The following is a 22,515-nucleotide window of genomic DNA, read 5'->3' on the forward strand; positions in this document are numbered from 1 at the left end:
CTGCAAACTCCCGGAATCACATGTGCCTCAGCTGCTCAACCCCTTTCGAAACGGCCTCTGAGTAGCTTATTATTTTTCCAGAAAATCCCCTTTTTTCTAGTATGTTCTCGATGTCGCCAAATCTATTATCAGGCAAATAGTGTTGAAAATAGTGACCAAATGAACCAGAGTATTCATTTTCAGATATGGTCATTTCAATATCCAATAATTTATTACAATAAAACATAGAAATTGATCTACATATCATTTTCAATAGTTTTATTAATTAATTATATGCCCCTGTATATTATATAGAAAACTCATTCATCAGTTAAGCTAAGATTGAAGCGAGATGTTACCCCGTAAATCATCGCGGCTCTTCACAACCGTCTCCGATGTGCCCTCAGCTACCACCTCGCCGCTCTTGACGCCGCCCTCTGGTTGACTGCGTTGACCGTACCCCGGACGGTCTTGGCGCGTTCAAATGTCGAGGATTCAATCATTCTGCGGCCTCGGCCTTTGGACGAGCCAAAAGGGGAGCGAGATAGTGGCCAGTGAAACTGCGGGATTCCTTGGCGACCTTTTCCGGCGTGCCCTCGGCAACCACTTCGCCACCCTTCACGCCGCCTTCCGGTCCCATGTCGATGATCCAGTCGGCGGTCTTGATGACGTCCAGATTATGTTCGATCACGACGACGCTGTTGCCCTGGTCGACCAGCGCGTGGAGGACTTCCAAGAGTTTGCGGACATCCTCGAAATGGAGGCCCGTGGTCGGTTCATCCAGAATGTAGAGGGTGTTGCCGGTGGCGCGGCGGGAAAGTTCCTTGGCGAGCTTGACCCGCTGCGCTTCGCCGCCGGACAGGGTCGTGGCCTGCTGGCCGACCTTGATATAGCCAAGGCCCACTTCGGCGAGCATCGCCATCTTGTCGCGGATGGGCGGGACGGCCTTGAAGAATTCGACCGCGTCCTCGACCGTCATGTCCAGCACGTCGGCGATCGACTGGCCCTTGAACTTCACCTCCAGCGTTTCGCGATTGTAGCGTGCGCCGTGGCATACGTCGCATGTCACATAGACGTCGGGCAGGAAGTGCATCTCGATCTTGAGCACGCCGTCGCCCTGGCACGCTTCACATCGGCCGCCCTTGACGTTGAAGCTGAAACGGCCGGGCTTGTAGCCGCGCGCCTGGGCTTCGGGGAGGCCCGCGAACCAGTCGCGGATGTTGGTGAAGGCGCCGGTATAGGTGGCCGGGTTGGAGCGGGGAGTGCGGCCGATGGGTGACTGGTCGATGTCGATCACCTTGTCGCAATGTTCCAGGCCCGTCACCTTGTCATGCGCGCCGGCCAGAATGCGGGCGCCGTTCAGGGCGCGGGCGGAGGCGGCGTAGAGCGTGTCGATGGTGAAGCTGGACTTGCCGGAGCCGGAGACGCCGGTGATGCAGGTGAAGGTGCCAAGCGGGATCGATGCGGTGACGCCGCGCAGATTGTTGGCGCGGGCATTGTGGACGGTGATCTTCTTGCCCGATCCCTTGCGGCGCTTCTTCGGCACGTCGATGCGGCGGGTGCCGTTCAGATAGTCGGCGGTCAGCGACCCTTTGGCGGCGAGGATGTCGGACAGCGTGCCCTGGGTGACGATCTGCCCGCCATGGATGCCTGCGCCCGGCCCCATGTCGACGATATAGTCGGCGTGGCGGATCGCATCCTCGTCATGCTCGACGACGATCACGCTGTTGCCCAGGTCGCGCAGGCGCTTCAAGGTCACGAGCAACCGGTCATTGTCGCGCTGGTGCAGGCCGATCGACGGTTCATCGAGGACGTAGAGTACGCCGGACAGCCCGCTACCGATCTGGGACGCCAAGCGAATGCGCTGGGATTCGCCGCCGGACAGCGTGCCGCTGGTGCGGTCGAGATTGAGATAATCGAGCCCGACATTGTTGAGGAAGCCCAGGCGCTCGACGATTTCCTTGAGAATGGCCTTGGCGATCTGGTTCTGCTGATCGTTTAGCTTGTCCGGCATCGCGGTGAAGAAATTGAGCGCGTCCACGACCGATCGGCGGGTGGAGAGGGAAATATCCTCGCCCGCAATCTTGACCGCCAGCGCTTCGGGTTTGAGGCGCGCACCGTGGCAGGTTTCGCAGGGCTGGGCGCGCTGATATTTGCTCAGTTCCTCGCGCATCCAGGCGGATTCGGTTTGCAACAGACGGCGGTTGAGATTGCCGATGACGCCCTCAAACGCTTTCTTCACCTCATAGCTCTTGCGGCCATCCATGAATTTCAGGGTGACCGGCTTGCCGCCGGTACCGTGCAGGATGATGAGCTTCACTTCGCCCGGCAGGTCCGACCAGGGTGTGTCGAGGCTGAAGCCGAATTCCTTGGCCAAAGAGCCGAGCACTTGCATATAATAGGGACTGGGCGGGTTGGATTTTGCCCAGGGGACGACCGCGCCCTTCTTGAGGCTCAGGGCTTCGTTGGGGACGACCAGTTCGGGGTCGAACTCCAGCCGTTCGCCAAGGCCGTCGCACGCCGGGCAGGCGCCCATGGGCGCGTTAAAGGAAAAGAGGCGCGGCTCGATCTCCGCGATGGTGAAACCGCTGACGGGACAAGCGAATTTTTCACTGAACACGATGCGGTTGGCGGGGATGCCGGACCCCTTCATCTTCTTGTCGGCGGCAGGGGCTTCATCCTCGCGGCCCGGCACGACGCCATCGGCCAGATCGACATAGGCCAGGCCGTCGGCAAGTTTGAGCGCCTGCTCGAAACTGTCGGCGAGGCGGGTACCCATGTCGTTTTCCACGGCCAGGCGGTCGACCACGACTTCGATGTCATGCTTATATTTCTTGTCGAGCGCGGGGGCGTCCTCGATCAGCATCATTTCGCCGTCGATGCGGACGCGGGTATAGCCCGCCTTCTGCCATTCGGCCAATTCCTTGCGATATTCGCCCTTCCGCCCGCGCACGACGGGCGCAAGGAGGTAAAAGCGGGTGCCCTGCGGCAGCAGCATCACGCGATCGACCATCTGGCTGACGGTCTGGGCGCTGATCGGCAGGCCGGTGGCGGGGCTGTAGGGGATGCCGACCCGCGCCCATAACAGGCGCATATAATCGTAGATTTCGGTAACGGTCGCGACGGTCGAGCGCGGATTCTTGGATGTGGTCTTCTGCTCGATGCTGATTGCGGGGCTCAAACCCTCGATATGCTCCACATCGGGCTTCTGCATCATCTCCAGAAACTGGCGCGCATAGGCGGAAAGCGATTCCACATAGCGCCGCTGTCCTTCGGCATAGATGGTGTCGAAGGCGAGCGAGCTTTTGCCCGATCCCGACAGGCCAGTAATGACGATGAGGGAATCGCGGGGCAAATCGACATCGACGCCCTTGAGGTTATGCTCGCGCGCGCCGCGCACACTTATGTGGGTCAGACTCATGGGGCGTGTTGTTCCAGATTTGTTCTGTTCGGGCAAGTCCATCTGCCGATCGTCCCGACAGATGGGGCGAGGGCAGGGATTTGAGAAGGGAAAATCCGCACCGTGGAGCGCAAAGCTAGCTGCCCTGTACCAAAGACATGGGCGTTGATTTGCGCGTCATTGCCGATTTTGTCGGCCATGACGTAGCGTCCAGTCATCCGACTGAGCCTATCCTGGCCAACGCAGGAACGCTGCCAACGGCGCGTCCCATGTCGTTGGTGGATGTCGGTCGGCGGTTTGTCGCCGGGGAATGCCGCCGGGCGTATTGCCGGGGCAGGTTGTCGAACGGGGCGTTCGCGCAGCGGCATTGCAGCTATGATGAGCGCCATGCAGAAAACGGCTGCGCAGATGTCGCACCGTCTTTTCCGCAACAGTTCATCCCGATCCCGGTGCCCGACAGCATCCTGGATACGCCCCCGGCCATCCCTTGCGCCGGGGGCGTTTTCTCGTTTGGCTGGCGCGGACCGATGCGCTGACCCTGCTGTCGCAGGCGCGCGAATTCCGCATCCGCCATTCGTTGCGATTCCCGCTTTCCGTTACGGCAAATGTCGTTTGGCGGCCTGTTCATGTCGTTCGTCGCGCTGTTTGTCCGAGCCGCGCGGCGCTTTGTCGATGGGAGCGTCGTTGGCCGATGCGGAGTGCCGCCGGTCGAACCAGGCGGGCGTCATCATCGGCCCGCGCCTAAACAGGGTGGGCGAACGGGAGACGGCGCCGACCCCAAATGATCCCCAGGCCCGCCCCGTTCGCACCCGGACCGCCGCCCGCCCCTAACAGGCGGTGGTCGATAAGTGGCGATTGAGCCACAGCAGATTTGAGGAGATAAGCCCATGTTCCGTTCGACCCTTTTCGCCGCGCTCGGTTCCTTCGCGCTGATCGCCACCGCCGGTTCGGCTTCGGCTGGTGAATTTATATCCAATGGCCGCACGAGCGAAGTGCGCCATGGCGACCTGAACCTGTCCAAGGCGTCCGACCAGCGGGAATTGCGTCAGCGCATTTCCCGCGCGGCAAACCGGGTTTGCAAGTCGACCGACCACGCCACCAAGCAGGCATGCAAGACGCAGGCGATCGCGCATGTCGAAGCGCCGGTCAACGCCGCCATCGCTCGTGCCGAAACCAGCGAACGCTATGCCGATGCAGGCGCGAAGGGCATGCAGAACTGATTACCGGGGTACCCGCCAAATTGTGAAGAAGCCCGGCCAATGCCGGGCTTTTTTGCGTGAGGGCAGGGCGACGCGCCGTTGTTCCGCCTCAGCGTCCCGTCATGGCGCGGGCGTTCGCCAGGAAGGTGCGGCCAATGCGGATTTCGTTACCGTCGACGAGCGCGGCGAACCAGACGCCGCTGCCGTCATGACGCAGGCGGGCGATATGATCGCGCCGGACGATGTGGGAGCGATGGAGGCGGACGAACTGCTGCGGATCGAGCCGCTCCTCCAAGCTGCTGATCGTCTGGTGCAGCAGATAGCTGTGGCTGCCGACATGCAGGCGCATATAGTCGCGTTCGGCTTCGATCCGGTCGATCTGGTCAGTGGCGATGCGGATCAGTTCGGAACGATGGGGCACCCAGAATTCTTCGGCCCAGTCGGGTTGTGGTTCGGCGGGTGCAGGGATGCCTTCGGGCGCGCGGTTGCGCAACACTGCCTCGACCCGGTCGATGGCGCGGGTCAGGCGATCGTGCGCCACGGGCTTGAGCATATAATCGATGGCGGCCAGGTCGAAGGCTTCGACCGCGAACCCTTCAAAGGCGGTAACGAAGATGACGGCCGGGCGGATGCCCATGCGCCCGACCGCGCGGGCGACGCCGATGCCGTCGAGCAACGGCATGGCGATGTCGAGCATGACGAGGTCGGGCTTCAATCCTTCGATCAGGCGTAGCGCAGCTTCGCCATCGGTGGCGGTGCCCACAAGCGCGATGCGCGGTTCACGCGCGCACAGCATCTGGAGCCGCTCGACGGCAAGCGGTTCATCGTCAACGATCATGGTGCGGATGGACATGGACGTCAGCAACCCCGACGGATGATGGGTAGGGTGAGGAGGACGGAAAATCCCTTCTCCTCGCGCGGACCATAGGCGATCTGGCCCTGATCGCCAAAGCGCGCTGATAGCCTGTCCCGCACATTGGCAAGGCCAATGCCGCTGCCGCTGTCCGACAGGCTGGGCGGGTTGTCGCCATCGTCGGTGACGGCGATGTGCATCAATCCGCCATCTTCCCTTGCGGTGATACGGATCTCGACCGGGCTGGAGGTGCGCGAGACGCCATATTTGATGGCATTTTCGACGAGCGGCTGGAGGATGAGGCCGGGGACGCAAGCGCTCATCAGGCCGGGAGGAATATCGATCACCGTATTCAGCCGGTCGGGAAAGCGAACCCCCTCAATATCGAGATAGAGTTTCTGGAGATGGACTTCCTCCTCCAACGGCACGTCGTCCAGCGGATCGCCGGTCAAGCTGGTGCGGTAGAAGTTGGAGAGTGACATGATCATCTGCTCCGCCTCGTCCCGCCGGTCCTTCATGACGAGGGAGGAGAGGGAGTTGAGCGTGTTGAACAGGAAATGCGGGTTCACCTGATAGCGCAGCGATCGCAGTTCGGCCTGCTGGGCCGCGCGCTCCAGCCGGGCAGCGCGGCGTTCCGTACGATGGGCTTCGCTGGCGTAGGACAAGGCGAGATAGAGGCCAGCCCAGGCGGCGAGGAAGAAATAGCGGCTGATCGCATCTTCGACGATCTGGATCAGGGCAAAAGCCTCTTCGCTGGCATATTTGCCCCGATCGCCGTCGGTGAAGATATTCACCGGGTCATAGACGTTGAACATGTAGAAATTGGCAGACGCCATCGCGAGCGCGAAGGGGGCGGCGAGCGAGAAGGCGGCGACGATGCGGACGCTTAAAGGCTTGGCGTCGAAGCGGCGCAGCACCAGGTAGAGAACCCAGGTGACGACTATGCCGATCACCGTGACGACGGCGCGGCGAATACCCAGTTCGCCCTGCGATTCAAAGCCCATCACGGCGGCGCGCAGGGTTACGAGTATGGCGTAGAAGAGCCAGAAACCAAGAATGGAATAAAGCGCGACCGCGGGGGATACGCCGCGTTCGCCGTCGTCGGGAAGGCTTGTCATCTTCACCTTTTACGCGCTGGCGGGGGAAATGTCGCCCCATGGCACGGTAGCTGGTCGAACTGCCCCGCCCGTTGGTCGAACATGGGAACCGCCGCCCGCCGCCGCCCGTTGAAACAGGCAAGAAGGAGAGTGTGATGAACGATCAGGATGATGTCCGCCCCAACAGTCGCGAGGAAGCGGGCGATGCGCGTGAATCCGATGCACAGGATCATGTGCTGAGCGAGGAAGAGAAGCTGGACGAAGGGTTGAAGGATTCGATGGATGCGTCCGATCCACCAGCCGCCACCCGTCCGGGTGACAAGGGCGATCCGGTGCCTTCGTCGGGCTTCAAGGAAGGGCAGGATTGATGGTTCTTTGCCGCAAATCATGCTAGTTTTGCTTCGCGGGATTGCGAATACGCACCTGCGTTTTTGAGAGGAGCGATCATCCATGCCGACATCTGCCACCCCCGCGATCGAACGCATAGCCCGCGTTCTTGCCGGCCGTCAGCTTAGCCTGAATGGCGGCGGCAGCGATCCCCATGCGGCAGGCGCGGTGGATGCGGCGTGGCCCAGTCATGTCGATGATGCCTATGCAATATTGCACACGTTGCGCGAACCGGACGCGCAGATGGCGCAGGCGGGCGACGTCGCGGTGTGGCGCAGCATGATCGGCGCAGTGCTGGAGCGACAGACGGGCGCGTGAAAGATTGCGCAACCGAGGCCAAATTTTCATGTTGCGCCGCACAACAAAATCTGGTCCGTTGTGAATGGCCGTGGAACAGGCGCTTAAGCCTTTAGCAACCATAAGAGGCGCATGTTCCTACGATCGACTTGGAGTCGGAGGGCATGACAATGGGTACGAGTGCAAGACCTGCGGACGGGGCCGTAACCTTGGCGGAATTGCGTGAATTCGCCAGTTTCCCGTCTGCCACGCAACGCTATATTCGTCGGTCGCTGGATATTGGGCTGCATCGTCGCGATGCGATGAAGCTGTGGTCGCGCGACATGGTGGAGGAAGCCTCCATTCGCGCACAAGCCCGCATCTATGGCCGGATCGAGGAGATCAAGGCGCGCGTGCCCGATGATAGTGGGCTGGATCAGGTCGAGCCATTCATGGCGCCGCTCGTCACCATCTCCGCCTTCGATCTGGGGCAGGACCGGCTGGCAAGTTTTTCGGCCTATCGTTTTCTTTATGAGCGGCTGCTGGGTGCGGGGGCACGGCCCTGGCTTCCGGGCGCCTTCTGCGCGGCGGCCAGTCTGCCGCATTTGCATCCCGAAAAGCGTCGTACGCTGCTTCAGTCGATCAGCGAAGCGGCGGCGACGGCGGCTGGCTGGTCCAACCGCGAGCCGACCTTCTACCCCGAATGGGTTGAGAAGGTGGATATGAGCAAAGCCAACTAAGGCTGACTGGACGCCGCTTCCGGGGGGAGGCGGCGTTTTTGTCGTCAATCCTCTCCTGCCGGGGGAAGCCTTTTCAGGCGCTAATCCAGACTTCCACCGGCGTCTGCGCCTGAAGCAGGGCAAGGCGGATAGGCAGTGTTTCGACCGGGCCATCCTCCAGCGCTTGGGCATAGACCGCCTTCTTGGCGTCGCCGCTGATTTGCAGAAAGATGTGGCGCGCGGCCAATATGGCGCTGGCCGTCAGCGAGAGGCGCTGGTGCGGCGCTGCGGGGGGCGTGACCGCGATGGTGCGGGCGGTGCTCGATAGGCCATCGGCCAGTTCCGCCGCAGCGGGAAAAAGCGAGGCGGTGTGGCCATCCTCGCCCATGCCCAGCAGCACTATGTCGAGCGGCCAAGGAATGGCGGCGAAGGCGGCTTCGACGGCGGGCCGGCCTGCATAAGCATCTGCCGCGTCATTTTTCATCGGCACGAAGTGCGCGGCGGCGGCCGGGCCGGTCAGCAAGGTATCGCGCAGCAGCCGTTCATTGCTGTCGGGCGCATCGGGCGCCACCCATCGTTCGTCGACCAAAGTTACGACAACCTTGCTCCAGTCGAGCGGGGTGCGGGCGAGTGCCTCCAGCACGGGCTTTGGCGACCGGCCACCGGACAAAGCGAGGCTAGCGGTGCCGCGCGTTGCGATCGCTTCGCTCAGCACGGTCGCGATGCGGGTGGCGAGGTCGGCGGCGGCTGCACCACCGTCGGTGAAATGATACTCTGTCGGCATGTGATTATTCCACGGTTTCAGGCAGGGTGCAGATGTCGATCCATTTAGCGTCAGTCAGTTGCGCGAGGCGGGCGGGGGTGAGTTCGACCGAACTGGTGCGTGAACCGGCGGCTGGAAAGACGGTGGCGAAGGCTTGGAGCGAGACGTCGCAATAGACCGGAAGCGGCGCAGCGAGGCCGAAAGGGCAGACGCCGCCGACCGGGTGGCCGGTGATGGCCTCGACTTCGTCAGCACCAAGCATGCGGGGTTTGGCGCCGAGCGCGGCTTTCGCCTTTGCGTTATGCAGGCGGGCATCGCCACGGGTACAGACCAAGGCGACGGTGTCACCGACGCGCAGCGACAGCGTCTTGGCGATGCGGGCAGGCTCGACGCCCAGCGCCTGCGCCGCCTCCAGCACGGTAGCTGTGCTGACGCCCTGGTCGATGATCGCGATGTCCGGCGCATTTGCAGCGAACCAGGCGCGTACGGAGGCTTCGCTCATCAGGCGCGTTCGCTCAGGCTGCGCTCCCATGCCAGGGCGTGGCGGACGATGAGGTCGAGATCGGCGTAGCGCGGTTCCCATGGGAAGGTGGACAGAATGGCGCGATTGTCGGAGATCAGCGCATCGGGATCGCCCGCGCGGCGCGGTCCCAAGGTGCGGTTGATGGTCATGTTGGTGACACGATCCACGGCGTCGAGCACTTCAAGGACGGAGAAGCCCCGGCCATAGCCGCAATTGAGCAGGTGGCTGCGCGCGGGATCGGCCATCAGGGCTTCGAGGGCGAGGACATGGGCGGCGGCAAGGTCCGTTACATGGATATAGTCGCGAACGCCGGTGCCGTCAGGGGTGTCGAAGTCCGTGCCGAAAACCGAGACGCCTGCGCGCTTGCCGAGCGCTGCTTCAACCGCGACCTTGATGAGGTGGGTGGCGCCTGCGGTCGACTGGCCGCTGCGTCCCTGCGGGTCCGCCCCCGCAACGTTGAAATAGCGCAGGGCGCAAAAGTTCATCGGATGGGCCGCCGCGACGTCGCGCAGCATATATTCGGTCATGAGTTTCGACATGCCGTACGGGTTGATCGGCCGTTGCGGCGTCGTTTCCTTGACCGGGCTTTCTTCGGGAATGCCATAGGTGGCGGCCGTCGAAGAGAAGATGAAATGGTTGACGCCGACGCGAACCGCGCTCTCTATCAGGTCGCGGGTCTTGGCGCTGTTATTGTGGTAATATTTGAGCGGGTTTTCGACGGATTCGGGCACGACGACCGATCCTGCAAAATGCATGATCGCGCGGATTTCATGCTTGCGCAGGGTGGATTCGACCAAAGGCTGATCGGCAATGTCGCCACGCACCAGCGGCACCCCATCGGGCACCGCCCAGTCGAACCCGGTGACAAGATTGTCGATGACGACGACGCCATAGCCGGCGTCCTTCAGAGCCAATACGGCGTGGCTGCCGATATAGCCTGCGCCGCCTGTTACCAGGATCGTCGGTTTGTCGCTCATAAAGAATAGGTCTCCCCAGATGTCATGGGGAGACCTAAACGAGCGACGCTACGATTTACAGTCTTTTCATGCCGCAGCGCGGGATGGCGCGGGGCGGTAGAATGTGCTGCCGGTGGACGCCATCTCGCGCAGTTGCGCGGTGGGCGCGAAGCGATTCCCATGGGTCGCGGCCAGCCGGTCCAGCACCGCAACGACATGGGCGATGCCGACCGTGTCCATATGAGCGAAGGGACCGCCGGTGTAAGGGGCAAAGCCCCAGCCGAAGATGGCGCCAATGTCGCCATCTTCAGGCGTTTCCAGCACGCCTTCCTCGAAACAGCGGGCGCATTCGACCAGTTGGCGATAGAGAAGGCGCTCCTTGACCGCCTCGACATCCGGCTGATCCTCGGCACGGGGGAACAGATCGGCGATACCGGGCCAGAGCGCTTTCTTGCCATTTTCGGGATAGTCATACCATCCCTTGGCATTTTTGCGGCCCAGGCGATCGAGTTCCACCATCTGCGTCATGACGTCGTCGGAACATTGCGCGACATAGGCGTCGCCCAGTTCCTTCTTGGCCGCCGTCATCACCTTATAGCCGAGTTCGATCGACACTTCGTCGCTGACCGCGAGCGGGCCGACGGGCATACCCAATTGCTTGCCCGCATTTTCGATCAGCGCGGGATTGATCCCTTCGGCCACCAGTTCCGCACCTTCCTGCACATAGGTGCCGAAGCAGCGCGAGGTGTAGAAACCGCGCGAGTCATTGACGACGATCGGCGTTTTCTTGATCTGGGCGACGAAATCGAGCGCCTTGGCAATGGCGGCGGGGCCAGTCTGCTTGCCCAGGATGATTTCGACCAGCGGCATTTTTTCGACCGGCGAGAAGAAATGGACGCCGATGAAATTTTCCGGCTTGGACCATGCGCCCGCCAGCTTGGTGATCGGCAGGGTGGAGGTGTTGGACCCGAAGATGACGTCGGGGCCAAGCACAGCCTCGACCTGCTTCGTGACTTCAGCCTTGATCGCGACATCCTCGAACACCGCCTCGATCACGAAGTCCGCGCCTGCCAGGTCGGCATAGGTTGCGGTCGGCGTGACGCGGGCGAGGGTGGCGGCCAGCTTTTCGGGCGTCATCCCCTTGCCAAGCCGCTTGGACAGGACGGATTCGACATGCGCCTTGCCCTTTTGCGCATAGGCAATGTCGCGGTCGAACAGGATGACCTCCATCCCCGCCTGCGCGGCGACGGTGGCAATCCCTGCACCCATCATGCCCGCGCCCAGCATGGCGAGCTTCATGGTCGGGGCCTTGGGCTGGTCCTTGGGGCGGCGCGCGCCGCGTTCGGCGGCCTGCTTGTTGACGAACAGGCTGCGGATCATGTTGCCGGCCTGCGGATCGGCCGCGACCCTGGCGAAATATTTGCTTTCGACGCGGATCGCGCGGTCGAAGGGCAGGATCGCCCCTTCATAGACCGCCGACAGCAAGGCGATGGGCGCATTCATGTTACGCTGGGTCTGCTTGAGCGTCATCGGCAGCGCGCCCACCATGGTCTGCACGAAGGCGGGGTTGAACCCGCCCGCACCGCCGGGAAATTTGAAACCCTTGACGTCCCATGGCTGGCTCGCGGCGTTGGGGTTGGCCTTGACCCATTCGCGCGCGGTTTCCAGCGCCGTGCCCTGCGGCACGACCTGATCGACGGCTTTCAGCATCGCCGCTTCGGCGGGACGGAACAGCTTGCCTTGCAGCATGTACATGAGCGCAGCCTGCACGCCGATGAGGCGTGGCAGACGCTGCGACCCGCCGCCGCCGGGGAACAGGCCGATCAGGATTTCGGGCAGGCCAAGCTGGGTCTTGGGACTGTCGCCGACGATCCGGCGGTGGCAGGCGAGGGCGAGTTCAAAGCCGCCGCCAACGCAGGTGCCTTCGATCGCGCAGGCGACGGGCTTGCCACAGGTTTCGAGGCGGCGGAACAACTGGTTGAGAACGAACACCTGATCGAAGATCGCAGCGGGCTGCGGGCGGCTGCCATCGCTGGTGGCAAGCATCGAGCCGAAATATTTAAGGTCCATGCCGGCCATGAAGCCGCTATCCTTGCCCGACGCGATCACGGCGCCCTTGATCGCGTCGTCCGACGCGATGCGGGTGATCGCGGCGTCCAGATCGGCGATGAAATCCGGGCCGATGACGTTCATCGACTGGTCCGGCACGTCGATCATCAAGGTGGCGATGCCGTCGGCGTCGGTGCTGATAGTGATGCTGTTCATTTTGATCTCCTCTCCCCCGTTCGCCCTGAGCCGGTCTAAGGGCTCGCCTGAGCGGAGCGAAGGCATCTCACTGCGTTCGATGGTGGGCTTCGACGTCGCTCAGCCCGAACGGAAATAGCTAGATACGTTCGATGATGATGCCGGTGCCCATGCCTGCGCCAACACACAGGTTGATGAGCGCGGTGCCCTTGCCCGACCGTTCCAGTTCGTCGAGCGCGGTGCCCAGCACCATGGCGCCGGTCGCGCCGAGCGGATGACCCATGGCGATCGCGCCGCCATTGACGTTGATCTGGTCATGGTCGAGCTGCATCGCCTGCATGTAGCGCAGCACGACGCTGGCGAAGGCTTCGTTGAGTTCCCACAGATCGATGTCGGCGGCAGTCATGCCCGCGCGTGACAGCAGCTTGCCTGCGACAAATTCCGGCCCTGTCAGCATGATGAGCGGTTCCGAACCGATCGAGGCCATGGCGCGGATGCTGGCGCGGGGCTTCAGGCCATATTTGTCGCCAATATCCTTGCCACCGACCAGGACGGCGGCGGCGCCATCGACGATGCCGCTGCTGTTGCCGGCATGGTGAATATGGTTGACCCTTTCCAGTTCGGGATAGCGCAGCAGGGCGACGGTGTCGAAGCCGGGCATCTCCTCACCAAGGGCGGTGAAGCTGGGTTTCAGCGCGCCCAGCGACTGCATCGTGGCGTCCGGGCGCATATGTTCGTCATGGTCGAGCACGATCTGGCCGATCACGTCGCGCACGGGGACGATTGATTTGGCAAAGCGGCCTTCGTCCCACGCCATCTTGGCGCGCTTCTGGCTTTCCACGGCATAGGCGTCGGCATCGTCGCGGCTGATGCCGAACTTGGTGGCTATGACGTCCGCGCCGATGCCCTGCGGCGCAAAATAGGTCTTGTAGGCGACTGCGGGGTCCATCGCGATTGCGCCGCCGTCAGATGCCATCGGCACGCGGCTCATCGATTCGACGCCACCGCCGATGGCGAAGAGCGCTTCGCCCGACATGACCTTCGCCGCCGCGATGTTCACGGCTTCAAGGCCAGACGCGCAGAACCGGTTGACCTGCACGCCCGGCGTTGTCTGTGCATAGTCGGCGTTCAGCACGGCGGTGCGCGCAATGTCCGCGCCCTGTTCGCCCACTGGCGTTACGCAGCCCAGAATCACATCGTCGACATCGGCGGTATCGATGGCGTTGCGATCACGGATCGCTTCCAGCGTCTGCGTCGCCAACTGGATCGGGGTGATTTCGTGCAGCGACCCATCGGGCTTGCCCCGACCACGGGGCGTCCTGACGGCGTCATAAATATAGGCTTCCATAAGATTTTCCCTCTCCGTGGGTCACCCTTGCCGGGGGCATCGGATACGCACTTGAATGTATTTACGTTTACGTAAAGTGCAAGCAAGAAATGCAGTTTTTGCGTGGCGTGGCTCTGACGTAAGGGCAGGGGCCAAAGACTGACGGGTTTGACCGGCGGACGATATTCCGCTTCATGGGCATGTGCCCGATGTTGATTCCCCCAAAGCCCCGTCGCCGCTTTCCATTCCCATTTTTCGTGCGATCTGGACGGCCAGTCTGGTGTCGAATTTTGGCGGGTTGATCCAGTCTGTCGGCGCGGCATGGATGATGACGTCGCTTTCGGCTTCCCCGTTGCTAATCGCGCTGGTTCCGGCGGCGACGACACTGCCGATCATGCTGCTGTCGCTATGGGCGGGGGCGGTTGCGGACAATCTGGACCGGCGCATGGTGATGATCGGTTGCCAATTGGCGATGCTGATCGTGTCGGCTGCGCTGGCAATCACGGCCTGGGCGGGGATGATTACGCCATGGCTGCTGCTGGCCTTCACCTTTGCGCTGGGCTGCGCCACAGCGATCAACGGCCCGGCCTGGCAGGCATCGGTGGGCGATATGGTCCCGCGCGCAATCCTGCCGAGCGCGGTGGCGATGAACAGCATGGGGTTCAACCTGGCACGCAGCGTCGGCCCGGCGCTGGGCGGGGTCATCGTCGCGACCGCAGGTGCCGCAGCCGCATTCCTGACCAATGCGCTGACCTATATCGCGCTGCTGGCGGTGCTGTTCCGCTGGCGGCCCGACCTGCCAGCCAAGCTGTTGCCGCGCGAGCGGCTGGGCGTCGCGATGCGCGCAGGCGTGCGTTATGTGGCGATGTCGCCCAAAATCCAGCTGGTGCTGCTGCGCGCGGGCGTGTTCGGCATCGGCGCGAGTGCGGTGTCGGCGCTGATGCCGCTGGTCGCGCGCAACATATTGGGCGGCGGGGCGCTGACATTCGGCGTGACGAGCGGCGCTTTCGGCATCGGCGCCGTGATTGGCGCGCTGTCCACGCGCCGACTGCGTACGCGCTATTCCGTCGAAACCATCGTGCGGACAGCGGCGCTGACGCTGGCGCTGGGAACCGCGATCACCGGCGCGAGCGGTTGGCTGGCGCTAGCCTTGCTGGGCTATCTCCTCGCCGGGTTCGGCTGGGTGACGGCGCTGGCGACGTTCAACGTATCGGTGCAGATGTCCGCGCCGCGCTGGGTGGTGGCGCGCGCGGTGTCGCTCTATCAGATGACTGCTTTCGGCGGTATGGCGATCGGCGCCTGGCTGTTTGGCTGGCTGGCCGAGTCTCATGGCGTGGTCGAAGCGCTCTATGCGTCGGCGGCGGCCCAGTTTGTCGCGGCGATGCTGGGCCTTGTCTGGCGCTTGCCACAGACGGGCGACGACAATCTGGATCTGCAAAACAGCTGGCGTGAACCTGATACCGCCGTGCCGGTCGAACCGCGTAGCGGGCCAGTGGTCGTGACGATCGAATATCGCATTCCGGCGGGGTCGATCGTCCCCTTTCTGGCGGCAATGAGCGAGCGGCGACGGATCAGGCGGCGCGACGGCGCGCATGGCTGGTCGCTGATGCGCGATCTTGGCGATCCGGAACTATGGCTGGAACGCTATCATGTGTCGACCTGGCTGGACTATGTGCGCCATAACCAGCGGCGCACCGTGGCCGATATTGCCAATAGCGACGCGATCTGGGCGCTGCACACCGGCCCGATCCCGCCAGTGGTTCACCGGATGCTGGAACGGCAGACCGGATCGCTGCCGATCAGCCGCGCGCCCGATCCGCGCGAAATGGGCGATGCGATGACGGACCCGACGCGATCGAGCTGATCAATCGGAGGGTGCCGGTCGCCAGCCGGGCAAGTCCTCCGGCGTGTCGATGTCATGCAGGACATTGCCGGTGGTTTCGATTTGAAGCCCGTGGCTGAGCAGCGCCCGCGCCCCTTGATCGCCCTTGAGCGCCAGCAATTCGGGGAAATGCTTGCGGCCTATGAAAGCGGGCGGGGAAGAGGAGAATCCATCGGTGCTGGCGACGACCGATCTTATGTCCTCCGCTGCCAGGCAGATGCGGTTATAGTGGGTCTGGGGCACTTCGGGCATATCGGCCAGGCAGATAAGGATGCCGCGGATGCGGTTCACCGGCATGACATGCTCGACCGCGCGCACGATGCTGCCCGAAATGCCGTCTTCGGGACGATCGTTGACGATGATGGTGTAGCCGCGCCGGTCAAGCTTGCGATGCAGGACGGGGGCGACCTCTATCGGGCGGACGACGGCGATCAGTTCGGCAAACGCCATCGAAGCTACGGTTTCAAGCGTGTGGGCGGCGAGCGGCTTGCCGCGCAGCTCCGCCATCAGCTTGTCCTCCTCACCAAAACGCGATGAGGTGCCGGCCGCCAACAGGACAGCTGCGATCCGTTCAGTACGCATGAGACGAGACAATGATTGGCATATTATGTGTGGCGACCTTCTGTTTTTGTCCGATTTGCCACCGCCGCGATCTTGTGTCCACCACCGTCAAAGGGTCTGGTCATCGGCGGGGCTAGTCGCCATATGCGGGGCCGATACGATAAGGAGTGGCCCTGTTCATGGCATGTGATCCCGATGCGGAGATGGTTGGCGAAGGCAAGGAGCCGGTTCCGGCAGAGGTTTCGGAAGCGATCCGCACGCTGATCCGCTGGTCGGGCGATGCGCCCGAACGCGAAGGGTTGATCGAGACGCCTGAACGTGTGGCGAGGGCCTGGCGCGAATATTGCCGGGGCTATCATGACGATCCCGCCTATCATCTCTCGCGCATTTTTCATGAGGTGGGCGGATATGACGATGTCGTGTTGTTGAAGGACATTCCGTTTCAGTCGCATTGCGAACATCATATGGCGCCGATCGTGGGGAAGGCGCATATCGCCTATCTGCCGGGCGACTATGTGGTCGGCATTTCCAAGCTGGCCCGCGTGCTGCATGCCTTTGCCAATCGCTTGCAGGTGCAGGAGCGGCTGACGTCCGAAGTGGCCAACTGCATCTGGGAGCATTTGAAGCCCCAGGGTGTGGCCGTCGTGATAGAGGCGACCCATGGTTGCATGACCGGCCGTGGGGTCAGGACGCCCAATGTCATCATGAAAACCAGTCGGATGCTGGGCGTATTCCGTGATGACGAAAAGTCGCGGGAAGAAGTGCTGAAACTCATCTCGTCATGATCGAGGAGGACGTCCCCTATCGCCCATTGGGCAGCGCGCGCGGTCAGGGCGAGGCGGGTGCCTTGCCGATCGCGAACAAAAGGCTGGCGCTGGTGACCGGCGGCCATCGGCGTCTGGGCGGGATCATCGCCGGGGTGCTGGCCAGAGCGGGCCATTCGCTGGCGATCCACGGCAGCCATGATACGCGGCTCGATTCGCATCTGGCGCTGACGCTGGAGGAGGAGGGGACGCAGTGGGAAGGCTTTGTCGTCGATTTCGCCGACCCCGAAAATGCCGAGGAACTGATCGCACAGGTCGCGGCGCGCTTTGGCCGCCCGCCCGACATCCTCGTCAATAGCGCTGCGCTGTTCGGGCAGGACCGACTGGACGATGTGACGGCCGAGGATCTGATGCGCCATTATGCGGTCAATTGCGCCGCGCCGGCCATGCTGACCAAGGCATTCGCAACCGTCCCGGCCGGATCGGGCGACAGGTGCATCATCAATATATTGGACCAGCGGATCGACCATCCCCATGGCGACCAACTGGCCTATACATTGTCCAAACTGGCGCTGGCGGGTCTGACCCGGACGACCGCGAGCAGTCTGGCGCCGCAGGTGCGGGTCAATGCGGTGGCGCCGGGGTTGACGATCGCGACGCCCGACTATGATGCGGATCAGATGGCGCGGCTGGAGCATATGATGCCGCTGGGTCGCCTGCCGCAGGCGGAGCAGATTGCGCAGGCGGTCCTCTATCTGGTCGACGCCAGTGCGGTGACGGGGCAGACGCTATATGTCGATGGCGGCGCGCACATGCGCAGCTACGACCGGGATTTCATGCATCTATGCCGATAGGTGCGGCGCAAATGCGGCGGAGTAGGGGCTGGCGGTCGACGCGCGTCGACCATAGAGCCTGTCCAAAGGCATAAGGGAGACGGCGATGACCTATGAGACGATTTTGGTGGAACAGCGCGACGCGGTAACGCTGATCACGCTCAACCGCCCGCAGGCACTGAATGCACTGAATGGGCAGGTGTTGACGGACCTGAGCGCCGCCTTTGCCGCCTATGACGCTGACCCGACCCAGCATTGTGCGGTCCTGACCGGCAGCGAAAAGGCGTTTGCGGCGGGCGCCGACATCAAGGAAATGGTCGAAAAGGAAGCGGCCGATTTCTTCCTGCAGGATTTCTTTTCCGGCTGGCAGACCGGCGTGGTTGCGACGCGCAAGCCGTGGATCGCGGCTGTGGCCGGTTTTGCGCTGGGTGGCGGATGCGAACTGGCGATGATGGCGGACTTCATCATTGCGGCGGACACGGCGAAATTCGGCCAGCCCGAAATCAAGCTGGGCGTCGCGCCGGGCATGGGCGGGTCGCAGCGCCTGACCCGCGCGGTGGGCAAGGCCAAGGCGATGGAAATGTGCCTGACCGGGCGCATGATGGGCGCGGAAGAAGCCGAGCGGTCCGGGCTTGTCAGCCGTGTCGTGGCTGCCGCTGATCTGCTGGACGATGCGCTCAAGACGGCCGCCGCGATTGCCGCGATGCCGCCTATGGCCGCGATGGTGAACAAGGAAATGGTCAATATCGCGTTCGAAACCGGCCTTGCCCAGGGGCTGCTGACCGAACGGCGCATGTTCCAGATATTGACGGCGACGCAGGACAAGAAGGAAGGCATGACCGCCTTTGTCGAAAAGCGGCCGGGCGTCTGGAAAGGGCGCTAAGCGTTCAGGGTGCTGTGGTCTCTTGCGAATGCGGGAGACCAGTAGGTCCGCTGAACTGGGTTCCGCCTGCATGGGACCATGGCGGTTGATAGTCTGCTGACAAATTCGCATCAGCCCATAGAGGGGTTTTCCGGCATTCTCGTTTCACTTGGAAACGGAACAAAAGACATGGAGAGGTGTGGCGCGGCGCGCCGCCCTGAAAGGCTCATAATATGCAGGGAGCCTCTTCATGTCCGACCTATTTTCCGCCCGCCTGTCCATTCGCGCGCTGCTGCTCGCCTGCGCGGCCGGCACACTGGCGCCGGTGGCCTTCGCGCAGGAACCGGCCGCCGACGACGAAATGAACATCACCGTCACTGGCCGCCGCATTTCGCAATCGTCCGAAGCGATTGGCGAAGATAAGGTCAGCAATGTCGTGGCGGTCACGCGGGAAGCGCTGCTGTCGGCCCCTTCGGGCATTTCGGGCTTGAAAATGCTGGAGCAGTTGCCCGGTTTCAACGTCCAGACCGACGGCGCTCTGGGCCTGTATGAATTTGGCAACAGCGTGCAGACCCGCGCCTTCAACCTCGACCAGATCGGCTTTGTGGTCGATGGTATTCCGACCGGGCGCAGCGACGCCTTTGGCGGCAGCCCGGTATTCCGGTACGTCGACAATGAAAATCTGGGCGTGGTGGAAGCCGCGATCGGCGCGGGCGATGTCAGCCTGCCCAGCTATTCGACGCTGGGCCCGGTCATCCAGTATAACAGCATCGCGCCACAGGAAGAGATGGGCCTGTTCGTGTCGCAAAGCTTTGGCGATCAGGATCTGCGCCGCACCTTCATTCGCGCGAGCACAGGGCGGGTCGGGCCGTTTACGGCCTATGTCAGCCGCACCAAGCTGGACACGGAATTGTGGCGCGGTCCCGGCACGGTCGATCGCGAGCATTGGGAAGGGCAGATTCACGCGGACCTGGGCGGCGACAGCTGGGCGCGGTTCAAATTCGTGTCGAACGACTTTTTCGATTATGACTCGCCCACGATCAGCCGGGCGCAATATAATTGCACGGTCCGGAATGCGCTGGGCCAGTGCGGCCGGAATTTTGCGCTGATCGAAAATGTGCCCAACACAACGCCCGGCTTTGCGCCATTGGCGACCGCGCCCGGCGTCTATTATTCGAACGCCGCCTATACCGCTGTCTATAATCTGGCGATCAACGTGCGGAAGGACAAGCTGTATGGCGCGACCTTCCATGCCGGGATTGCCGAGGGCGTCTGGGCGGAATCCACCCTCTATTGGGAGGATAAGGACGGCTATGGCGTGTCGCCCGACGGCTATGCCAACTCGCTGGGCCGCTACACGCCGCAGGCGCAGGCGGGGCTGCCCGTGGTCGCGCCCAAGGGCGTGCAATATGGCCTGTCGGGCGTGGGCGGTGACCGGTACGGCATTACCAGCAAGCTGCATTGGGAGATGGGCGCCAACACGGTCGAGGCGGGCGTGTGGGCCGAAGTCGATAAATATCACCGGACGCAGGCACGGTATAATACGGTCGGCGGCGCGCCCGATGGCGCACCCAATCTGGATGAACTGGTCTATCTGCGCCGCGATTATCGGACCAAGCGCGATACGCTTCAGATCTTCCTGAAGGATACGCTCAAGCTGGCGGATGATCGTTTCATCATCGATGTCGGCTTCAAGGGGCTGAACCTGGACTATGTCCATAACGGCTATCGCGAATTTGACGATTTTTATCGCGTCGTCGGCGGGGTCGGCGTGCCGGGCTATGGTCCGCAGATCAATACGGCGCACTATAGCGATTTCTTCCTGCCGATGGCGGGGCTGCTCTACAAATTTGACGAGCGCACGCAGCTCTTTGCCTCCTACGCTGAAAATATGGCGCTGCCCAAGGGGCTGGACGACATCTATTCGGTCATCCGCCCCGGCGGCGGGCTGGTGCCGCAGCCTGCGCCCGAACGATCCAAGAATATGGAACTGGGCATCCGCACCAACCAGGGGCAGCTTTATGCGTCGCTGGCGGCATTCTACACCAAATTTGACAATCGCATCCAGTCGATCACCAGCCTGATACCGGGCGGCGGGCTGGCGACCGAAACCTTCTTCCAGAATGTCGGCCGGGTCCGTTCCTATGGCGTGGAATTTGCCGGAACCTATAAGCCGTCCTTCCTGAACGGGCTGGCCTACGGCAATCTGAACGTCACCTATAACAATGCCAAGTTCAAGGATGACGTGCCCGCGGCGACGCCGATCCTGATCGCCGACAAATATATCCCCGACAGCGCCAAATGGATCGTCAGCGGCGGCGTGACAGTGGAGCCGGCGAGCTGGCTGGTGGCCAATATTTCGGGCAAATATACGTCCAAGCGCTGGTCGACCTTCACCAACTCGCCCGGTTCCAGCGTGCCGGGGTTCACCGTGTTCAGCGCTTATGTCGATATTGGCGACGGCATCAGCTTCGGTCCGGTCAAGGGGATAAAGGTGCGCGCCAATGTCGACAATCTGTTCGACAAGGATACGCTATCCTATATTTCGCCGGTGGTGACGGGCGACGGCTTCTTCCGACCGCTGTCGCCGCGCACGTTCCAGCTGACCATTTCGGGTGAAATCTGATGCGGAGGACTTTGGTGATGGGGGCAGCGCTGGCGGCGCTGCTTGCAGGTCCGGCGTCGGCGCAGGCGGTGCCCAAGAAGGTGCAGCAATTGCACCAGAAATTACTGACGCTCGACAGTCATATGGACACGCCTGCCTCTCTGGACCTGCCGGGTTGGTCGATCGAAGAGGAGCATGATGTTCATCTGGATTATACCCAGGTCGATCTGCCGCGCATGAAGAAGGGCGGGCTGGATGGCGGTTTCTGGGCGATCTATACGAGCCAGGGACCGCTGACGGTCGAGGGTTTCCACAAGGCGCGCGATTTTGCGATCCTGCGGGGCGTGTCGATCCGCCAGATGGTGGCGGCGGACCCGGCCAATTTTGCGCTGGCGCTGGAAGCCAAGGACGCAGCGCCGATCGCGGCGGCGGGCAAGCGGGTCGTCTATATGTCGATCGAAAACGCCTATCCGCTGGGCGAGGATGTGTCGCTGCTCCAGACATTTTACGACATGGGCGTGCGGGTGGTGGGCTTTGCCCATTTCGCGCATAACCAGTTTGCCGACAGTTCGACCGACCCGTCGAAAAAGCCGCGTTATGGCGGGCTTAGTCCGCTGGGCAAGGAATTGCTCAAGGAGATGAACCGGCTGGGCGTGGTGCCCGATGCGTCGCATAGCTCAGACCAGGTACTGGACGATCTGCTGGCGCTATCGACCACGCCGGTGCTGCTCACCCATTCGGGGTGCAAGGCGATTTATGACCATCCGCGCAATATTGACGATGATCATCTCAAGGCGCTGGCGGCGAAGGGCGGCGTCATTCAGATGAACGCCTATGGAAGCTATCTGAAAGCATCCAAACCCAACCCGGAGCGGCAGAAGGCGATGGGTGCGCTGTTCGCGTCGCTGCGCGAGGGGGGGCGATAACGGCCGAGAAACGCGCCGAACTGCTGGCCAGGCGGCAGGAGATCGATCGGCTCTATCCGGAGACCGACCGGGCGACCTTCGACGATTTCATGGCGCATATGCTGCACGCGCTGAAGGTCGTGGGGCCGGACCATGTCGGGATCGGCGCGGACTGGGACGGCGGCGGTGGCGTGGTCGGGATGGAGGATGTGGTCGACCTGCCCAGGATCACCGACGCGCTGCTGAAGGCGGGCTATAGCGAGGCGGACGTCCAGAAAATCTGGTCGGGCAATGTGCTGCGCGTGCTGGCAGCGGCGGAGGCCAAGAAGGGGAAGTAGATACTGCCCCCGTCATCCCGGCGTTCGCCGGGATGACGGATA

20 protein-coding genes and 1 pseudogene are annotated in these 22,515 nt (G+C 62.5%); 10 read left to right on the plus strand and 11 right to left on the minus strand.

The genetic code is table 11. The features are described 5' to 3' along the window. Positions 1-16: 16 nt before the first annotated feature. From AC07X9_RS02145 to AC07X9_RS02155, 3 genes are all read right to left on the minus strand, one after another. Positions 17-193, minus strand: coding sequence for a hypothetical protein (locus AC07X9_RS02145; protein WP_176342094.1), 177 nt, complete (start codon positions 191-193; stop codon positions 17-19). Between the two features lie 285 nt (positions 194-478). After that, positions 479-3,400 (minus strand): excinuclease ABC subunit UvrA, encoded by a 2,922-nt coding sequence (uvrA, locus tag AC07X9_RS02150; protein ID WP_017182015.1) that lies wholly within the window; start codon positions 3,398-3,400, stop codon positions 479-481. A 575-nt stretch (positions 3,401-3,975) separates the two neighbouring features. Next, complete coding sequence (locus AC07X9_RS02155; protein ID WP_017182017.1) at positions 3,976-4,110, minus strand: hypothetical protein; 135 nt, start codon at positions 4,108-4,110, stop codon at positions 3,976-3,978. A 156-nt stretch (positions 4,111-4,266) separates the two neighbouring features. On the opposite strand from AC07X9_RS02155, the gene AC07X9_RS02160 reads away from it, so the two are divergent. Further along, the gene (locus AC07X9_RS02160) at positions 4,267-4,599 is read left to right on the plus strand and encodes a UrcA family protein (protein ID WP_017182018.1); all 333 of its coding nucleotides are present in this window, start codon (positions 4,267-4,269) and stop codon (positions 4,597-4,599) included. A gap of 88 nt (positions 4,600-4,687) precedes the next feature. Here the strand turns inward: AC07X9_RS02160 and AC07X9_RS02165 are convergent, their stop codons facing one another. Then, positions 4,688-5,431, minus strand: a complete 744-nt coding sequence (locus AC07X9_RS02165; protein ID WP_019051471.1) for a LytR/AlgR family response regulator transcription factor — start codon at positions 5,429-5,431, stop codon at positions 4,688-4,690. Between the two features lie 5 nt (positions 5,432-5,436). Further along, entirely contained in the window at positions 5,437-6,549 is a 1,113-nt protein-coding gene (locus AC07X9_RS02170) for a sensor histidine kinase (protein ID WP_017182020.1), read from the minus strand. 134 nt (positions 6,550-6,683) lie between these two features. On the opposite strand from AC07X9_RS02170, the gene AC07X9_RS02175 reads away from it, so the two are divergent. From AC07X9_RS02175 to AC07X9_RS02185, 3 genes are all read left to right on the plus strand, one after another. After that, positions 6,684-6,896: a hypothetical protein gene (locus AC07X9_RS02175; protein WP_241763599.1), complete on the plus strand. Its 213-nt coding sequence runs from the start codon at positions 6,684-6,686 to the stop codon at positions 6,894-6,896. An 82-nt stretch (positions 6,897-6,978) separates the two neighbouring features. Further along, positions 6,979-7,233, plus strand: a complete 255-nt coding sequence (locus AC07X9_RS02180) for a hypothetical protein (RefSeq protein ID WP_017182022.1) — start codon at positions 6,979-6,981, stop codon at positions 7,231-7,233. 149 nt (positions 7,234-7,382) lie between these two features. Beyond that, entirely contained in the window at positions 7,383-7,931 is a 549-nt protein-coding gene (locus AC07X9_RS02185; RefSeq protein WP_026002204.1) for a hypothetical protein, read from the plus strand. Positions 7,932-8,004: 73 nt separating this feature from the next. Here the strand turns inward: AC07X9_RS02185 and pgl are convergent, their stop codons facing one another. The 5 genes from pgl to AC07X9_RS02210 all read right to left on the minus strand — a co-directional run bounded on the left by pgl (position 8,005) and on the right by AC07X9_RS02210 (position 13,744). Further along, positions 8,005-8,694, minus strand: coding sequence for a 6-phosphogluconolactonase (gene pgl / locus AC07X9_RS02190; RefSeq protein ID WP_017182024.1), 690 nt, complete (start codon positions 8,692-8,694; stop codon positions 8,005-8,007). Positions 8,695-8,698: 4 nt separating this feature from the next. Further along, complete coding sequence (locus AC07X9_RS02195) at positions 8,699-9,175, minus strand: YbaK/EbsC family protein (RefSeq protein ID WP_017182025.1); 477 nt, start codon at positions 9,173-9,175, stop codon at positions 8,699-8,701. Further along, entirely contained in the window at positions 9,175-10,173 is a 999-nt protein-coding gene (gene galE / locus AC07X9_RS02200; RefSeq protein WP_017182026.1) for a UDP-glucose 4-epimerase GalE, read from the minus strand. Before galE ends, AC07X9_RS02195 begins: the two co-directional genes overlap by 1 nt. Before the next feature lie 66 nt (positions 10,174-10,239). Further along, positions 10,240-12,417: a 3-hydroxyacyl-CoA dehydrogenase NAD-binding domain-containing protein gene (locus AC07X9_RS02205; RefSeq protein ID WP_017182027.1), complete on the minus strand. Its 2,178-nt coding sequence runs from the start codon at positions 12,415-12,417 to the stop codon at positions 10,240-10,242. A 118-nt stretch (positions 12,418-12,535) separates the two neighbouring features. Next, on the minus strand, positions 12,536-13,744 hold the full coding sequence (locus tag AC07X9_RS02210; protein WP_017182028.1) for an acetyl-CoA C-acetyltransferase: 1,209 nt from the start codon (positions 13,742-13,744) through the stop codon (positions 12,536-12,538). Positions 13,745-13,925: 181 nt separating this feature from the next. Here AC07X9_RS02210 and AC07X9_RS02215 point away from each other — a divergent pair, with 181 nt between their 5' ends. After that, complete coding sequence (locus AC07X9_RS02215) at positions 13,926-15,587, plus strand: MFS transporter (RefSeq protein WP_017182029.1); 1,662 nt, start codon at positions 13,926-13,928, stop codon at positions 15,585-15,587. Here the strand turns inward: AC07X9_RS02215 and AC07X9_RS02220 are convergent, their stop codons facing one another. Beyond that, the gene (locus AC07X9_RS02220) at positions 15,588-16,187 is read right to left on the minus strand and encodes a nucleotidyltransferase family protein (RefSeq protein WP_017182030.1); all 600 of its coding nucleotides are present in this window, start codon (positions 16,185-16,187) and stop codon (positions 15,588-15,590) included. 158 nt (positions 16,188-16,345) lie between these two features. Between AC07X9_RS02220 and folE the strand changes: the two genes are divergently transcribed. The 5 genes and pseudogenes from folE (at position 16,346) to AC07X9_RS02245 (ending at position 22,473) form a co-directional block, all read left to right on the plus strand. After that, complete coding sequence (gene folE / locus AC07X9_RS02225) at positions 16,346-16,951, plus strand: GTP cyclohydrolase I FolE (RefSeq protein WP_017182031.1); 606 nt, start codon at positions 16,346-16,348, stop codon at positions 16,949-16,951. Further along, positions 16,948-17,784, plus strand: a complete 837-nt coding sequence (locus AC07X9_RS02230; RefSeq protein WP_086485434.1) for an SDR family oxidoreductase — start codon at positions 16,948-16,950, stop codon at positions 17,782-17,784. The genes folE and AC07X9_RS02230 overlap by 4 nt, the downstream gene beginning before the upstream one ends. 85 nt (positions 17,785-17,869) lie before the next feature. Next, positions 17,870-18,646 (plus strand): enoyl-CoA hydratase-related protein, encoded by a 777-nt coding sequence (locus AC07X9_RS02235; RefSeq protein ID WP_017182033.1) that lies wholly within the window; start codon positions 17,870-17,872, stop codon positions 18,644-18,646. Between the two features lie 229 nt (positions 18,647-18,875). Then, on the plus strand, positions 18,876-21,251 hold the full coding sequence (locus tag AC07X9_RS02240; RefSeq protein WP_017182034.1) for a TonB-dependent receptor: 2,376 nt from the start codon (positions 18,876-18,878) through the stop codon (positions 21,249-21,251). Then, positions 21,251-22,473: pseudogene (locus AC07X9_RS02245) on the plus strand (dipeptidase). Before AC07X9_RS02240 ends, AC07X9_RS02245 begins: the two are co-directional and overlap by 1 nt. Positions 22,474-22,515: the final 42 nt, after the last annotated feature.

This window comes from Sphingobium sp. GW456-12-10-14-TSB1, from assembly GCF_059424385.1.

Coding starts and splice junctions, on each gene's coding strand:
- AC07X9_RS02145 (WP_176342094.1), bottom strand. CDS start 193: ATGACCATATCTGAAAATGAATACTCTGGTTCATTTGGTCACTATTTT.
- uvrA (WP_017182015.1), bottom strand. CDS start 3,400: ATGAGTCTGACCCACATAAGTGTGCGCGGCGCGCGCGAGCATAACCTC.
- AC07X9_RS02155 (WP_017182017.1), bottom strand. CDS start 4,110: ATGATGACGCCCGCCTGGTTCGACCGGCGGCACTCCGCATCGGCCAAC.
- AC07X9_RS02160 (WP_017182018.1), top strand. CDS start 4,267: ATGTTCCGTTCGACCCTTTTCGCCGCGCTCGGTTCCTTCGCGCTGATC.
- AC07X9_RS02165 (WP_019051471.1), bottom strand. CDS start 5,431: ATGTCCATCCGCACCATGATCGTTGACGATGAACCGCTTGCCGTCGAG.
- AC07X9_RS02170 (WP_017182020.1), bottom strand. CDS start 6,549: ATGACAAGCCTTCCCGACGACGGCGAACGCGGCGTATCCCCCGCGGTC.
- AC07X9_RS02175 (WP_241763599.1), top strand. CDS start 6,684: ATGAACGATCAGGATGATGTCCGCCCCAACAGTCGCGAGGAAGCGGGC.
- AC07X9_RS02180 (WP_017182022.1), top strand. CDS start 6,979: ATGCCGACATCTGCCACCCCCGCGATCGAACGCATAGCCCGCGTTCTT.
- AC07X9_RS02185 (WP_026002204.1), top strand. CDS start 7,383: ATGGGTACGAGTGCAAGACCTGCGGACGGGGCCGTAACCTTGGCGGAA.
- pgl (WP_017182024.1), bottom strand. CDS start 8,694: ATGCCGACAGAGTATCATTTCACCGACGGTGGTGCAGCCGCCGCCGAC.
- AC07X9_RS02195 (WP_017182025.1), bottom strand. CDS start 9,175: ATGAGCGAAGCCTCCGTACGCGCCTGGTTCGCTGCAAATGCGCCGGAC.
- galE (WP_017182026.1), bottom strand. CDS start 10,173: ATGAGCGACAAACCGACGATCCTGGTAACAGGCGGCGCAGGCTATATC.
- AC07X9_RS02205 (WP_017182027.1), bottom strand. CDS start 12,417: ATGAACAGCATCACTATCAGCACCGACGCCGACGGCATCGCCACCTTG.
- AC07X9_RS02210 (WP_017182028.1), bottom strand. CDS start 13,744: ATGGAAGCCTATATTTATGACGCCGTCAGGACGCCCCGTGGTCGGGGC.
- AC07X9_RS02220 (WP_017182030.1), bottom strand. CDS start 16,187: ATGCGTACTGAACGGATCGCAGCTGTCCTGTTGGCGGCCGGCACCTCA.
- folE (WP_017182031.1), top strand. CDS start 16,346: ATGGCATGTGATCCCGATGCGGAGATGGTTGGCGAAGGCAAGGAGCCG.
- AC07X9_RS02230 (WP_086485434.1), top strand. CDS start 16,948: ATGATCGAGGAGGACGTCCCCTATCGCCCATTGGGCAGCGCGCGCGGT.
- AC07X9_RS02235 (WP_017182033.1), top strand. CDS start 17,870: ATGACCTATGAGACGATTTTGGTGGAACAGCGCGACGCGGTAACGCTG.
- AC07X9_RS02240 (WP_017182034.1), top strand. CDS start 18,876: ATGTCCGACCTATTTTCCGCCCGCCTGTCCATTCGCGCGCTGCTGCTC.